12 protein-coding genes are annotated in these 14,619 nt (G+C 59.9%); 3 read left to right on the top strand and 9 right to left on the bottom strand.

Annotated features, from left to right (window positions below; translation table 11 throughout):
• Positions 1-15: 15 nt before the first annotated feature.
• From VJU77_09480 to VJU77_09465, 4 genes are read right to left on the bottom strand one after another with little or no spacing between them, the layout of a single operon-like run.
• Positions 16-855, bottom strand: coding sequence for an FkbM family methyltransferase (locus VJU77_09480; protein HKP03576.1), 840 nt, complete (start codon positions 853-855; stop codon positions 16-18).
• Positions 855-2,138: a 3-deoxy-D-manno-octulosonic acid transferase gene (locus VJU77_09475; protein ID HKP03575.1), complete on the bottom strand. Its 1,284-nt coding sequence runs from the start codon at positions 2,136-2,138 to the stop codon at positions 855-857. Before VJU77_09475 ends, VJU77_09480 begins: the two co-directional genes overlap by 1 nt.
• Positions 2,139-2,717, bottom strand: coding sequence for a 16S rRNA (guanine(966)-N(2))-methyltransferase RsmD (gene rsmD / locus VJU77_09470; protein HKP03574.1), 579 nt, complete (start codon positions 2,715-2,717; stop codon positions 2,139-2,141).
• Entirely contained in the window at positions 2,714-4,303 is a 1,590-nt protein-coding gene (locus VJU77_09465) for an AsmA-like C-terminal region-containing protein (protein HKP03573.1), read from the bottom strand. The genes rsmD and VJU77_09465 overlap by 4 nt, the downstream gene beginning before the upstream one ends.
• A gap of 58 nt (positions 4,304-4,361) precedes the next feature.
• Between VJU77_09465 and VJU77_09460 the strand changes: the two genes are divergently transcribed.
• From VJU77_09460 to glnE, 3 genes are all read left to right on the top strand, one after another.
• The gene (locus VJU77_09460; protein ID HKP03572.1) at positions 4,362-5,225 is read left to right on the top strand and encodes a diacylglycerol kinase family protein; all 864 of its coding nucleotides are present in this window, start codon (positions 4,362-4,364) and stop codon (positions 5,223-5,225) included.
• A 140-nt stretch (positions 5,226-5,365) separates the two neighbouring features.
• The gene (locus VJU77_09455; protein HKP03571.1) at positions 5,366-6,196 is read left to right on the top strand and encodes a rhomboid family intramembrane serine protease; all 831 of its coding nucleotides are present in this window, start codon (positions 5,366-5,368) and stop codon (positions 6,194-6,196) included.
• A gap of 187 nt (positions 6,197-6,383) precedes the next feature.
• Complete coding sequence (gene glnE / locus VJU77_09450) at positions 6,384-9,113, top strand: bifunctional [glutamate--ammonia ligase]-adenylyl-L-tyrosine phosphorylase/[glutamate--ammonia-ligase] adenylyltransferase (protein HKP03570.1); 2,730 nt, start codon at positions 6,384-6,386, stop codon at positions 9,111-9,113.
• A 2-nt stretch (positions 9,114-9,115) separates the two neighbouring features.
• Here glnE and VJU77_09445 read toward each other — a convergent pair whose 3' ends face one another.
• The 5 genes from VJU77_09445 to VJU77_09425 form a co-directional block, all read right to left on the bottom strand.
• Positions 9,116-9,658 carry a DUF4112 domain-containing protein gene (locus VJU77_09445; GenBank protein HKP03569.1) on the bottom strand — a complete coding sequence of 181 codons (543 nt, stop codon included), beginning with the start codon at positions 9,656-9,658 and terminating at the stop codon, positions 9,116-9,118.
• Between the two features lie 45 nt (positions 9,659-9,703).
• A complete protein-coding gene (rho, locus tag VJU77_09440) occupies positions 9,704-11,095 on the bottom strand; it encodes a transcription termination factor Rho (GenBank protein HKP03568.1) in 1,392 nt (463 codons plus the stop codon).
• A gap of 62 nt (positions 11,096-11,157) precedes the next feature.
• Positions 11,158-11,913, bottom strand: a complete 756-nt coding sequence (locus tag VJU77_09435; GenBank protein HKP03567.1) for a YebC/PmpR family DNA-binding transcriptional regulator — start codon at positions 11,911-11,913, stop codon at positions 11,158-11,160.
• A gap of 136 nt (positions 11,914-12,049) precedes the next feature.
• Entirely contained in the window at positions 12,050-13,867 is a 1,818-nt protein-coding gene (gene typA / locus VJU77_09430) for a translational GTPase TypA (protein ID HKP03566.1), read from the bottom strand.
• Between the two features lie 184 nt (positions 13,868-14,051).
• Positions 14,052-14,619, bottom strand: a 568-nt coding sequence (locus VJU77_09425; GenBank protein HKP03565.1) for a hypothetical protein, incomplete at its 5' end; no start/stop codon positions are given.

Here is a 14,619-nt window from a genome sequence, read left to right as displayed (position 1 = left end):
AAATTCGCTGGCGGCTCAGCGCTGCAGAGCGTTGCGGTCGAACGATCCCTTGAGTTGCTCGGCGCAAGCAAGGTTGCAGGCGTGGAAACGGAAGGTCGGCGCGAACATTCGCTTTTTCAGGTCGAGGTTGAAGTGGGGCGCGAGCAGGGCGAGCAACGGGAACGCGGAAGCGTCGTGCATTTCGCCCACGATCCATTTGCATTGGCGGAGGAGTTCAGGCGGCAGCGAAGCGAGCACGTCGTACTCGGACCCTTCGCAGTCGATCTTGATCAAATCGACCTTCGTCAGTCCGAGGGACTGCACCATTGCGCCGGCATTCCTGATTTGGCAGACGGTCGGGCTTAGCGGCCCGGACCAATCGGCGCCGGCGGCGTTTCCCATGAATCGGCTGAAGTCGGCGTTATCGAATTGGACGGAAATCTCTCCGTCCGCCGCGCCCAGCCCGCAGTTGAAAATTTTTACGGACGGAATCCCGGCCACGTTTTTCTCCAGGACCCGAAACGTGTCCGGATGCGGCTCGAAGCCGTAAATCTGGGCGTTGGGAAATTGTTCGTGAAAGAAGAGGATCGACGAACCGATGTTGCTGCCGATATCGAGAATGACATTCGGTTGCAGCCGCGGCGGCAGGTAGTACTCCGCTTTCTCGCTTCGGCGAACAAGGACCTGATAAATCGCGAGCGGATCGGACGTGGCCGGGCGATAGAAAACATCGCGGCCGCCCCAATGGATTTTCGCCAGAGGCAGACCGCGCACGCCGGAGCGGGCAAGCATCCGCGCCTGCACGACGTCCTGGGCGAAGCGCCACGACTTCGATCGCGCGAAAACCCTGAGCCGATGTCGCAGTTTCCGAAACATCAGGAATGCGAGTTAAGTTGCAGAACGATATCGGCCGTCCGTTCCGTCGCGCCGCTGTGGCCAGCGATAATGGCGTGGGCGTTCCGAACGAGATTTGCGGCTGCTTCGCGATCGCGCAGGAGCCAGGCGATCTTTTCCTGAAGCTCAGCCGCTCCATCGACCTGGATCGCACCGCCGCGCGCGATCAACGCAGCCCCGAGCACAGAAAAGTTCTCCATGTGCGGGCCGAACAGGACCGGCTTTCCGGCCAGGATCGGTTCGACTGGATTTTGCCCGCCGCGGGCGGTGAGGCTCTTGCCCATAAAAACGATGGTAGCGACAAGATACCAGCTTTGCAGTTCCCCGGTCGTGTTCAGAAGAAGGCAATCGGCGGCGCCAAACGAAGGGTCGCTCCTCAAGGCTACGGCCAAACCAAGCGCTTGCAGCTGCGTCCGAATTTCACCGGACCGCTCGACGTGGCGCGGCGCGATGATCAGTTGCAAGCCGGGAAACTCACGGCGCAGATTTTGAAAAATTTGCCCCAGGATTTCTTCCTCGCCGGGATGGGTGCTGCCGCCAAGCAAAATGGGTTGTTCGGACTTCAACCCAAGTTCGCGCATCACGCCGGCTGGCGGCTTCGGAAAATCCACCGCGATGGGATCAAATTTGATGCTGCCGACGTGGTGAATGCGCTCGCGAGAAACGCCAAGCGCGGCCCAGCGCTCGATGTCTTCCGGTTCCTGGACGCAGATCGCGTCGAGGCAGCGAAAGGTCGGCGCGATCAGAAAGCGCAAACGCAGAAAGCGCGCTTCGGAGCGCTTCGATAGCCGGGCGTTGACGAGCGCGAGCGGAATTCGGCGGTTTCGCGCTTCGGCGGCGAGGTTCGGCCAGACCTCCGCCTCGACGAGAATGATGCGGACCGGCCGGATGACCGCATACGCCCGGCGGATAATCGGCCAGAAATCGAGCGGGCTGTAGAGTACTTCCATCGCGTCGGTGGCTTGCGCCGTTGCGACCTGAAAGCCGGTGGTCGTGGTCGCGGTGATGACCGCAAAAAACTGCGGATCGCGCTGGCGCAATTTTGCCGCCAGCTTCAACGCGATCGCGACTTCGCCAACACTGACGGCGTGAATCCAGGTGCAGCGATGCCGGGCGAGCCGGGCCCGCACTTCCGCGTCGTAGAAACCGAAACGTTGCCCGAGTTTATGCCGGTAATTTCCGCGTCGCAGCAGCTTTGCGATCTGTCCCGGAAGAAAGAAGATCAGGCCGATGGGATAAAGCAGATTGTAGAACAGCCTGATCATTCAGCGCGCCCCCGCCCCGGTGGTAATGCTGCTCCGGTGCAGGAACAAGACTTCAGTTGCCCCGTATCGCCTGGCCCGGGTGATGTCCCATAAATCCAGGGACGGCATTTGTTCTCCGGGCCGCTTCTCCAGCACGAAAATACCAGACGGCTCGAGCATCCCGGCGAGATGCGTGTCCTGGAGCAACAGCGGAGTGAATTGACCGCCCGATTTCGTCTGCTCGTACGGGGGATCGGCAAAAATTATCTGAAACGGTTCCCGCGGGTGGGTCGAGTGAAGGAAGGCGAAGACATCCTGTTTCCGGACCGCCCCCTTCAGTTTCGTCCGGGCAAGGTTTCGTTCGATCGATTCGACGGCGGCAGAATTTTCCTCGACAAACAAGGCGGACGCCGCGCCGCGACTGAGAGCTTCGATTCCCAAAGCGCCGGTGCCCGCGCAGAGATCCAAGACCCGGGCGCCAATCACTGCTTCGCCGAGGCTCGAGAAGATCGCGGCCTTGACCCGATCCATCGTGGGGCGCACGCCGCTCTTGGGAACATCCAGCCGAATGCCGCCCGCCGTCCCCGCAATCACTCTCATGGTTTGGGACCCGGCGACGGAGAATCGATCGCAGCCGGCGGAAGCGTGGTGGTGGGGGCGGCCGCGCTCTCAGCAGGGGTCGGCGCAACCGAGGGCTCTGCGGCGGCTGCTTCCTCCGCTGCCGCCTTTTTCTTTTTCGCTTTCTCCGACTTTCCGCCGCCAATCAGGCCGCTGAGGACACTACCGAGGTCCTTCAAGTCCCGGCCGATCAGCCGATCCATGAGATTAGTCTTGGGCCGGCCGACGGTCCCCGTGACCTGAAAGCTGACCGCACTGTATCCGGGCTCCTCGGTCGGCTGGAAGTTATCGCGAATCGCGCGGAAGAGCTGGTTCCGCATTTTCTCGTTCACGGCCAGTTGCGATTCGAGCTGAAGTTTCCCATCGAAGGAAACGGTGCCGGTCCCGGACAATCGGACATTCTCGGAACGGAGAACGACTTCATCGATCGTCACCACTCCCGGATCGATATGATATTTCACCTGGGCCTGATCCAGGCGCAGTTGTTGGAATTCCTGGATCTGGAGCAACTGCCCCAGGGCGACGAGCAAACTGTATTGGCGAACCTGACCGTCGCGTAACACGATTTCCCCCTTCCCCGAGAGCGCGTTTTGATCGGCCGTGGTGCCGGCCGCCTCGAGAAACCCTTCCAGCTTGCCCGTAATCATCCCGGACGAGCCGCCGGCGTCCGACACGACCCGGTCGGCCTGCACGTCGTGAAACCGGACGCTGACCGTAAAGGGAGAATCCTCGGCCTGCGGCAGCAGAATGAAACGTCCGGTGATCTCACCTCCCGCGGCGCGGGCCGCGATCTGCGAGAAATTGAGCTCGTCCGGCGAATAACGAAGAGGCGATCGGAGTTCTTCGAGGAAGAACCGGTCGCGCAGCGAAGTCTTCCCGATCATGACGTCCCCGCGAAGATCGTTCGCTGTTCGGAAATTCGAGCGAAACCGCACCTGGTCGAACATCGCGACTTTCTTCAATTTCTCGTCGAGGAAGAGGAAGCGTCCTCCGACCAGATTGACGCGTTCGATTTCGGGCCTGAAGCCGGGGGCCGTCTCCGTTTCCGCCAGAACGGCAGCGGTTTCCGGAGGAGCGGAAGGCGGCGTCCCTTCCGGCGATTGCTCTTTGGTCACTGTCGCCGGAACGGGCGAGAGAGCGGCCTGGGTTTGGGGAGGCGGGTTGGTGACAGGCTCCGGCAGCAGAGACGGAAGTCTCCATTTTCCATCGGCGTTCTGCGCCCAGACCACATCGGGCTCGATCAGCGAGATTTCCTTGATCACGAGGCGTTGGGCGAAGAGGGATGAAAAACGGATGCGCAACCGAAACGTCTTCGCGGTGAGGAAGTCAGGCGAAACGCCGGCCTGACTTTGCGGGATCGTGATGCCGGTGAGTTTCAACCCGGCCCAGGGCGTCACGCTGATGCGCTTGATGCTGAGCGTCGTCCCGAGACGCTGGCTGAGTTCCTGCTGAATCCTGGCTTGTGTCCCTTCCGACTGCACATACATGTTCACGCCAATCAGAATGAGGACCGCCACTCCAAGAATCGCGCCGAGCACGATAAACAGAATCCGGCTCAGCTTTTGCACGCCGGAAGGTTACGCCCTCCCAGTTTGAAGAAAAGACCAAAGCCCTGACCCGTCCGCCTTGAAAAACACCGTTGTCATTCTCAATCCAGCCGCGCGTGGCGCCCGGGCCCAGCGCCTGCGTTCCCAGGTGGAGAAGATCGCGCGGGGAGCGGTCCTCTGTGCCACCTCCCGCGCCGGAGAGGCGGAAGTAATGGCGCGGCATGCCGCCGCGGAAGGCTATGAAAAAATCGTGGCCGCGGGCGGCGACGGCACCATCAACGAGATCGTGAACGGGATCGCAGGCCGCAACGTTGCCCTCGGCTTACTTCCTCTCGGCACGATGAACGTTTTCGCGACCGAACTCGGTCTGCCGTCCAACGACCTCGCGCGCTGCTGGCAGATAATCCAGGAGAATCAGACGCGCCGGGTGGACCTGCCGAGCGCGAATGGAAAGCATTTCGTGCAGCTGGCCGGCGTCGGGCTCGATGCCCAGGCGGTCAAGGAAACCAGCCGCGCGTTTAAACGAAATTTCGGACCGCTCAGTTACCTGATTTCCGCGGCGCAAATCGCCTCGCGCCCTCCTCCGATTTTGAAGATCGAATCGGAAAACGCAGTCACCGGCGAGGGATCGTTTGTGCTCGTGGGGAACGGGCGTCTTTACGGCGGGCGGCTCCCGTTCTTCAAACAGGCTGTGATGGACGATGGCTTGCTCGACGTCCTGGTCTTCAAGCGGCTGAATTACGTCGATATCATCCGCTACCTCCAAAATGTGGTGTTCACACCGCAAATCACCTCGCCGGAAGTGGAATATTTCCAGACCACCCGGTTGCGCGTTACGAGCGAGGAGAGCGTGCCGGTTGAAATCGACGGGGAACTCATTGGGAACTGCCCGGTCGTATTCAAAATCCGGGCGGGCGGATTGCGCGTCCTGCTGCCGAGGTAGCAAAAGGTAGGGACGGCGCGCTGCGCCGTCCGCGCGCCTTCCCGATCTCGGACGCCGCAGCGCGGCGTCCCTACCAGTGCAATTGAGCTACGCACACGGATTTCATCGACAACGAATTTTCACTGCGATACGCTCGGAAGATGCGCCTGTCCGGCCGAAAACCTACGCCGATCACGCAGCGCTGGACGCAGCGGCCGCGCGTGGTCCTGCTCGGATTGATTGGACTGAATGTCGCAGTCTTCATGGTCCAGCTTTTTCTGGATGCCTATCAGCCGGGTTTCGTCCGCGAGTATCTCGCGCTGAGTAGTCGCGGCCTTCGCGATGCCTACGGATGGCTCTTCATCACTGCCGCTTTTCTCCATGACGGCCCGTGGCATCTGCTTGGAAACATGATTCTCCTCTATTTGCTCGGGCGAGACGTGGAATCGATCATCGGGCAGCGCCAATTCCTTTTTCTTTATCTCACCGGCACAGCTGCGGGAGAACTCGGCCATTTGTTCTTGATGCCGGCCTCGTCGGTCCTGCTGGCGGCTTCCGGTGGACCAGCTGCCATCCTGGTGGCATACGCGGCCATCCTTCCGGAACTCGAATTAACCTCGATGCCTTTCTTTCTGTTGCCGGTTCGGCTCAAGGCAAAACATTTGGCTTACGCAGCCTTCACCATTTCCATTTTGGGAGTGGTTTTCGATCGAACCGCGACGGTCGCTCACAGCTCTTTCCTCGGCGGTTGCCTGGCGGGATGGTTTTATGTTCATCTCCTGGGCTTTGGGCGCCCTTCCATTTTGCAGCGCCTTCTGCACCAACGACGCGCCGCGACCGAACGCTATCACGCGATGACGCCCGAGCAGTTCATTGCCGAAGAAGTGGATCCGCTCCTCGAAAAAATTTCCCGCGAAGGCATCGGCAGCCTGACCCGCGCGGAGAGACGCGTCCTTGCCAAGGCGCGGGAGAAGATAGCGGAGAAGAAGTAGAGGGTCTCGTCGCTTCGTCTACTCGCAGAGCCTATCTGGAGAGACAGAAACGTTCAACGTCCAACGTCCAACGTCGAACGTTTAACTAAGACTGCCTACTGTTTCCTAATTGGACGTTGAGCGTCGAACGTTGGACGTTGGACGTTCTGATTTTTTTGCCGCTGCCAACCATGTTCATTTCATCCCAATGAATTCCGCGGAATGGATCAAGAAGATATCTGCCGGGACCCTGAATCCCGCCCAGGTCCAAAACACGCTCGAGCGAATGGAAGCGGACTGGCCGGCCGGCGGAACGCCGTTCCGTGAAGTCGTCGAACAATTTCCGCTGGGCGAAGCTGCGTTGCTTCATCTGATTTCGGTCTCGAGCGTCTGCGCAGCGCGCTTCGTTCGCTATCCCGAAATCCTGCAATGGCTTTCCCGACCCGAGATTTCAAATGAGCCGCGCCCATCCCAGGCCATGCTCGTCGGGTTGCGACGAATTGCGGAAGGTTCCACGTTCGCCGGCAACTTCCGCGCGCTGCGCTTCTGGAAGGGCCGCGAGATGACGCGAATCGCGCTCCGCGAAGTTGCCGAAGCCGCGCCGCTCCACGAAACCACCTTCGAACTATCGCAGCTCGCCGAAATTTGCCTGCGCGAGGTTTACACTTACTGGGACTGCGAGCTCCGCAGCCGGCGGGGCGGGCCCGACACTCCCTTCTCCATTCTTGCGCTTGGGAAACTGGGCGGCCACGAGTTAAACCATAGCTCCGATATCGACGTGATTTTCCTCTATGGCGAGGAAGGACAGGTTTCGGCGAACCTGACCTACCATGAGTGGTTCAATCAACTGGGCGCAAAAATCATCGAAACTTTCGCGGCCCACGATCCGGACGGGGCGCTGTTCCGGATTGATCTGCGGCTCAGACCGGAAGGGACGGCGGGACCGCTCGTGCGCTCGCTCGAGAGCATGGAAAATTATTACGCCGGCTTCGGCGAGACCTGGGAACGCCTGGCCCTAATCAAGGCGCGTGGCATCGGCGGTAGCCGCGAGCTGGCCTACGAGTTTCTTCGCCAGCACCAGCCGTTTATTTTTCCCAAGAGCCCAACGCCAGACGTGCTCGAAGAGATCGGGGCAATCAAACGGCGCATCGAACGCGATATCGTGGGTCACGAAAATATTGGGCGAGACGTAAAGCTGGGCGCGGGAGGAATCCGGGAAATCGAATTTGTAGTGCAAGCCCTGCAACTTCTCCACGGCGCGCGGAACGCGTTTCTCCAGGAAACGAGCACGTTGAAGGCGCTGCCTGTGTTGGCGGAACTGGAGTTGTTACCGCGAGGAGAAGTCCGGGCGCTGGAGGACGCCTACGGCTTCCTGCGGCGGGTCGAACACCGCCTGCAGATCGAGGCCGAACAACAAACTCACACCGTGCCGGAAAACGGCGAGGAGCTGGCTCGCCTGGCGCGGAGTCTCGGCTTTGCTTCGTCGGGAAAATTCAATGCCGCCCTCCAGCAACACATGGGACAAGTGCGCGTTATTTTCCGCCGGGTGATTTCAGAACCGAGCGGAGCCGCGGATTCAGCGGCCGAAAACCTGAGCATCTTTCGAGACGAAAAAAGCGCGGCGAAATCGCTCGCCGATCTCGCGAAGGGCGCGGGTGGCTTTCATGTCGCCCCGCGAACCCGCCAGGTGTTGCGCAATCTTCGCCCGCTCCTGTTTCGGTGGCTGGCCCGGGCGGCCGATCCCGACGTGGCCTTGAATCAGTTCATTCGTTTCGTCGAGGCCTATGGTTTGCGTAGCATGCTTTTCGAACTGCTCGTGGTGAACCCGAAGCTCCTCGAGCTCCTCGTCCAAACCTTCGATTCCAGCCGCCGATTTGGTGACGTGCTCATTCGCCGTCCTCAATTATTGGAGGAAATCACCCGCGCCGGAATGCTGGACCGCGAAGTCAGCCTCGCCCGGCATACCCGGAACCTTGAGGCGTTGAAAGTGACGGCGGAGTCGCTCGATCTGCTTCGCGCTTATCGGCAGACCCAGTTGCTCAGGATTTTCCTCCGTGATGTCCTCGGTCTCGCGGACCTGTCGTCGGTTTTCGCCGAACACTCCGCGCTGGCTGAGGCCTGTCTGCTTTTTGTGAATCGGCTGCGGGGAAGCGAAAGCGATCTCACCATCGTTGCGCTCGGGAAATTCGGCGGCGCCGAGATCGGTTATGGGGCCGACCTCGACGTCTTCTTTGTCGGGGAAGATGTGCGGTCCGCGCAGAATCTCATCGTGACGATGGCGCAACCGACCGCGGAAGGGAGCATCTGGACGCTGGATGCGCGCCTGCGTCCGGACGGTGAGAAAGGCATCCTTTCCTGTTCGCTGCCTGCCTACGAAGCCTACTACCAAACCCGCGGCCAGCTCTGGGAAGTGCAGGCGCTGACCCGGGCGCGACCCATCGCCGGGCCGTTACAAAATGAATTCATGGAGCTGGCCCAACGTGTCTGGAGGCAGGTGGGGCAGCGAATGGATTTGTTCGCCCAGATTGACGCGATGTTCCAACGAATCCGGCGAGACCGCGCCGGAGCCTCGGATGAACTCGATTTCAAAACCGGGACCGGCGGAGTAATCCAGGCAGAATTTCTCGTGCAGGCGCTCCAGATGCGGGCTGGGATCTGGAACCCGCAAATGATTGGTGCAATCTCGGACCTGGCCGCCGCTGGAATCCTGCAGAAAACGGACGCGACCGTTCTCAAGGAAAAATATCTCTACTTGCGCTCCATCGAGTCGGTCCTGCGCCGCTGGGAAAACAAAACCGTCTCGAGCCTGCCGCCGGACAAAACCGAACAGGAAAAACTGGCGCACCGCGTCGGAGCCAGGAGCCTGGAATCGTTTGCGCACGATTACCACCTCGCCCGCGCCAGTCTCCAGGCAATCTATTCGCGGTATTTGCGCTAGCTTCAGCGCCCGAAGAGCATTCGCGCCAGCGCGCCGAGAACCAGAAAGCTGACCGCCACCCCCGCGCAAACGATGGCGAAGAGCGCGATAAGCACTCCAATAACAAACACCCAGTCGCTCCGGCTGGGAGTAGTTGAGCCAAGACGGTGGTTCTTGATGATCTCGTAATTTCGCGCATTCGACTTGAACCAGAACGAAAAGGCGTCACCCACGCCCGGGACAATGCCGATGATTTCGTTGATCAGGATGTTCAACGACATCCGTGCCAGCAGAATCTTGGGGACGCCAAGGCGGGCGGCCTGGATAAGAGCGAACGCGGAAACGAGCGCGGAACTCGTGTCGCCGATGCCGGGAATGAGTCCGATTAGCGGATCAAGGCCAAAACGAAATTTCGTCCCGGGAACGCGGACAACTTCGTCCATGATCAGGGCCAGCCATTTGAAGAGCGGCTCCAACCCCTGCCGTTTCCGCTTTTCCTCGGGAGGCAGGACCTCCCAATCGGGCTCCAGAATTTCCGATTTGCGATTTTCGATTTGCGATTTCAATCGGAGTCCTCGATCGCAAATTGCAATTCGCAATTCGCAAATTCCCTACCCGGGAATGCCCTTCAGCATCTGTTCGTTGGTCGGGAATTTCTTCACGAACATGAGCAGACGCTCGATCGCTTCGCCCGGTTTGTGGCCTGCCAGGCCGCGCCGGATGAGATTGATTTTCTCCAATTCCCAGGGCTGCATCAGCAATTCCTCGCGGCGGGTGCCGGAAAGGAAAATGTCGACCGCGGGATAGATGCGCTGATCGCTGATCTTGCGATCGAGGACCATCTCCATGTTCCCGGTGCCTTTGAATTCCTGGAAGATGAGCTCGTCCATGCGGCTGCCGGTTTCGATCAGGGCCGTGGCCACAATCGTGAGTGAGCCGGCTTCCTCGGTGTTTCGCGCCGCGGAGAAAAGCTTTCTGGGCGTTTCCATGGCGCGGGCGTCGATGCCTCCGCTCATGGTCCGTCCGCCTCCGCCCATGGCATTGTTAAAAGCGCGAGCCGTTCGCGTGATCGAGTCGAGCAAAATGAACACATCTTTGCCGGCCTCGACGAGCCGCTTGGCCCGCTCGACCGCGAGCTGGGCGATCCGGGTATGGCTCTTGATATCGCTGTCGTTCGAGCTCGCCATGATTTCAGCCTGCGGACAGGAACGCCGAAAATCGGTCACTTCCTCCGGACGCTCGTCGACGAGGAGAATGATCAACTTCATCTCCGGATGATTTTTGACGACCGCGTCGGCAATGTGATGGAGCAAAGTGGTCTTGCCGGTCCGGGGCGGGGCGACGATCAAACCGCGCTGGCCCATCCCGAGGGGCGTCATCAAATCCATGATCCGGGTCGTATAACGATCCGGCACCGTCTCCAGCTTGATGCGCCGGTTTGGGTTAATCGTGGTCAGCTCTTCAAACGGCCGGAGCCCCTGATACTTGGTCGGCTCCTCCTCATTGATCTGGTTCAGCCGGACAAGCTGCGGCCCGCGATTGCCGCGCCGCGTTTCGCCATAGATCCACATGCCATCGCGCAGCCCGAAACGGCGCACGATTTCCGGCGTCACGAAAATGTCGTTCGGAGTCTGGACAAAATTGCGTTTCGCGTCTCGCAGAAAACCGAAGCCTTTGCCCGAGATTTCAATGATGCCGTCGCCAAACTCCGGCTCGCGCTCGAGTTCGCCGTTGGCCGAAGCCCCTCCCTCGGTGCGGGAAGACTGCTCCGAACCGGATGAATGACTGTGCTCGTCGCCCTGGGTGGCGGCGGTAGGGCCGCCCGTTCCATCGGACAAATCTTCAGCCCGATCCGCGGGGCCGTTCAGGTCCCCCCGTTGTTCTTGCGGGCCCCGGTCGCGGGGACCGTCATGCCGGCGGGGGAATCTCCTGCGAGGACGCCTCGGACGGTCCGCGGGGGCGTCGGTTCGCAGCGGTGGCTGGTTATCGTTTTCTTCGCTCATAAATACAGAGATGATCTCAATGCTGCCGGAGCAGCGGACCGCCCACCTCACTGGCGGCGTTCTTAAGCCGGCAATTTCGCCAGCAACTCGTCAGGAATATCTAGATTTGAATAGACGTTTTGAACGTCGTCGTCTTCTTCGAGGCTATCGCACAAGCGCAAGATCTGCAGCGCGACCGCCTCATCGTTGACCGGAACTGTCGTATCAGGGATGAATGTAAACTTTTGCCCATCGGTGGTAACGCCCGCGTTTTTGAGCGCCTCAGCTACTGCATAGAGCTGATCGTGGGAAGTGGTAATAACATACTGCTCCTCCTCCGTTGTCAACTCCTCCGCGCCGGCTTCCAGGGCGAGCTCAAAAATCCGCTCCTCGTCCAGGCTGCCCCGAGGGACGGTGATCCGGCCTTTCTTGTGGAACATGTAGGAAACACTGCCGCTGGTCGCCAGGTTGCCGTCATTTTTGCTGAAGATCCTCCGGATTTCGGCCGCGGTGCGGTTCTTGTTGTCGGTCGCGGCTTCGACAATCACCGCCACCCCTCCCGGCGCGTAACCTTCATAAATAATCTCGTCGAAATGCTGCGCCTCCATCCCTTCGCCCGTCCCCCGCTTGATCGCCCGGTCGATGTTATCGTTCGGCATACTTTGGGCGCGGGCGGAAAGAATCGCGCTGCGGAGACGGACGTTGCCGTCCGGATCGCCGCCGCCGATCTTGGCGGCGATGGTAATCTCGCGCGAGAGCTTGCTAAAGAGCGCGCCCCGTTTCGCATCGAGCGCGCCTTTGAAGCGCTTAACCTTCGACCACTTGCTGTGCCCCGACATGAGATGGGAATTCTAGGAAGTTGCCGCTCAAACCTAACCTTTGTTCGCGAGAAACCCGGAACCGGAACGCCTCGAAAAGAACGTTGATCGAGGAGGCAAACTAACGATCCAATTCAACTGCTTTCGGCCGTTATTGTCAAGATACAGCGGTGGCGTTTTGAGCACGCTTCCGGGCGGTCGGATCCAGGATGCGTTTGCGCAACCGAAGCGATTTCGGAGTCGCTTCCACAAATTCGTCCGCGCTGATGTATTCGATGGCCCGCTCCAGCGTCATTCGAAGCGGCGCTTCGAGCTGAATCCCCTTGCCGTCGCCCTGGCTCCGCATGTTGGTCAGGTGTTTCGCCTTACAGGGATTCACCGGCAGATCCTCCGGGCGCGCGTTTTCGCCCACAATCATGCCGGTGTAAATCTCCTCCTGCGGGCCGATAAACAATTTGCCCCGCGCCTGAATATTATTAAGGGCGTAGGCGGTGCTGACGCCCGGCTCCATCGAAACCATCACGCCCCGATTCCGCCCTTCGAGCTCGCCCTTGAAAGGCGCGTATTCGCGGAAGAGATGACTCATCAATCCTTCGCCCCGAGTCAGATTCACGAGATCGCTTTCGAATCCAATCAAGCCTCGGGTCGGAATGACCGCTTCAACGGAAACACGGGTCCCGTGGTGATCCATGGTCACGATCTCGCCCTTGCGGGAAGCGAGTGATTGCAAAACGTCGCCGAGATTGTCATTCGGAACCTCGACGTAGAGATTTTCGATCGGCTCCAGCAAAGCCCCGGTGTCGTCGCGCTGATAAATCACTTCCGGCCGCGAGACCATGACTTCATAACCTTCCCGCCGCATTTGCTCGACGAGGATCGCGATCTGCATCTCGCCCCGGGCGTTGATCTCGAACGCGCCGGCAACTTCGGTGTCTTTCACCTGGAGGGAAACATTCCCGCGGGTTTCCCGGATGAGACGTTCGCGAACGTGACGCGCGGTCACGAACTTGCCTTCGCGTCCCGCAAAAGGCGAATCGTTGACCAGGATTCGCATCCGGATCGTCGGTGGATCGATGTCGACAAATTGAAGCGGCGGATGCTCTTCGCGGTCGGTCAGCGTCTCGCCGATGTAAACCTCCTCGAAGCCGGTCAGTCCGACAATATCGCCCACGCTGGCATGTTTCAGTTCCACCTGCCCCATCCCGGCAAAGGTAAAAAGTCCGGTGACCGAAGCGCGTTCGCGCCGGCCATCCCGATGAATACAAACAATCGAGTCTCCCACACTCACCCGGCCGCTGACGATGCGTCCCAGGGCGATCCGTCCGAGGTAATCGCTGTAGTCCAGATTCGAAACGAGCATCTGAAAGAAAGGCTCCGGCGATACCTGGGGCGGCGGCACGTATTTCACGATGGCCTCGAACAAAGGCGTCATGTCCTCGCTGTTTTCATGCAGCTCGCGCATGGCAAAACCATTCTTGGCGCTCGCATAAACGATGGGAAAATCGAGTTGCTCGTCGGTTGCTTTTAACTCGACGAAAAGATCGAACACCAGATCGAGCACTTTGTGGGGCCGCGCATTTTCGCGATCGATCTTGTTGATGACCACAATCGGTTTGGCGTGGTTTTCGAGCGCCTTGCGCAAAACGAACCGGGTTTGGGCTTGCGGACCGTCATGCGCATCCACGACGAGAAGAACGCCGTCGACCATCTTCATGATGCGTTCGACTTCGCCACCAAAGTCCGCGTGGCCCGGGGTATCGACGATGTTGATGCGGTAGCCGTTCCATTGGAAGGCGGCATTCTTGGCGCGGATGGTGATTCCCTTTTCCCGCTCCAGATCCATCGAATCCATCATCCGTTCCTCGACCTTCTGGTTCGACCGAAAGGTGCCGGATTGCCGCAGTAGTTGATCGACAAGAGTGGTCTTGCCGTGATCGACGTGCGCAATAATGGCGATGTTGCGAATCTTATCCATGTGGTCAGTTCCGTGGTGAGTAACCGTTCGGTTGCCCGCGAAGGCAGGCGAAGCGCCCGCCCTCCAATTTTCGGAGGACGGAATATGGGGGCGGCCCCGGCTGTCGTCAACCGCGGCCGCGAAGTTACCTCCCGGCGCGTGACGGAACTGTCAGTTACAAGTCGCGTGGCGAGAAGTGACCGGTTTACGGACCACGATCATAGACTTCCACGAGTCCTACGCCGATGGCCGCGTCGTGACCCACAAGGATCGCCGTGTAGAGGCCCGGTGGCAGGGTTGCCGCGATCGCCGATTCCTTTGTGTTCGAAGGCGCCAGCCCCGCAGCGGTGATCTCCGCGGCTTGCACCGGATCGTCCTGCCAGTCGTTGTTGGATTTCAGAAGGGTCCCATTCTGATCGCGCAGCTCGAGCGTTGGATCCTGCAACGGGTTCGAGATGCCGAACCCGCCCAGGCTTGGTCCCAGGCCCCGAACCACGACGCGGTCATCCCCAGCGCCATTACCCAGGATGAAACCAGCGATTACAACATTGTTGCCAGTGCGCACGAAGGCGCGGGTGCTGAGGTTCCCCAGCTTCGACGCGGCCGCCGTGTCGAGATCGTACACTTCGACTAGACCAACGCCCACCCCTGGGCCGTTGCCACGCAGGATCGCGGTGTAAGCACCGGGAGGCAGCGTCACGATGATGGCCGACTCCAGATCATTCGTCGGCGCCAACCCGGTGGCTTGAATCAGCGCTTCCTGGGTATCTCTC

It is taken from the genome of Chthoniobacterales bacterium, from assembly GCA_035274845.1.
GTDB lineage: Bacteria > Verrucomicrobiota > Verrucomicrobiia > Chthoniobacterales > UBA10450 > AV80.
The sequence above is the reverse complement of the archived record's forward strand: the minus strand, read 5'-3'. Positions and strand labels throughout refer to the sequence as shown.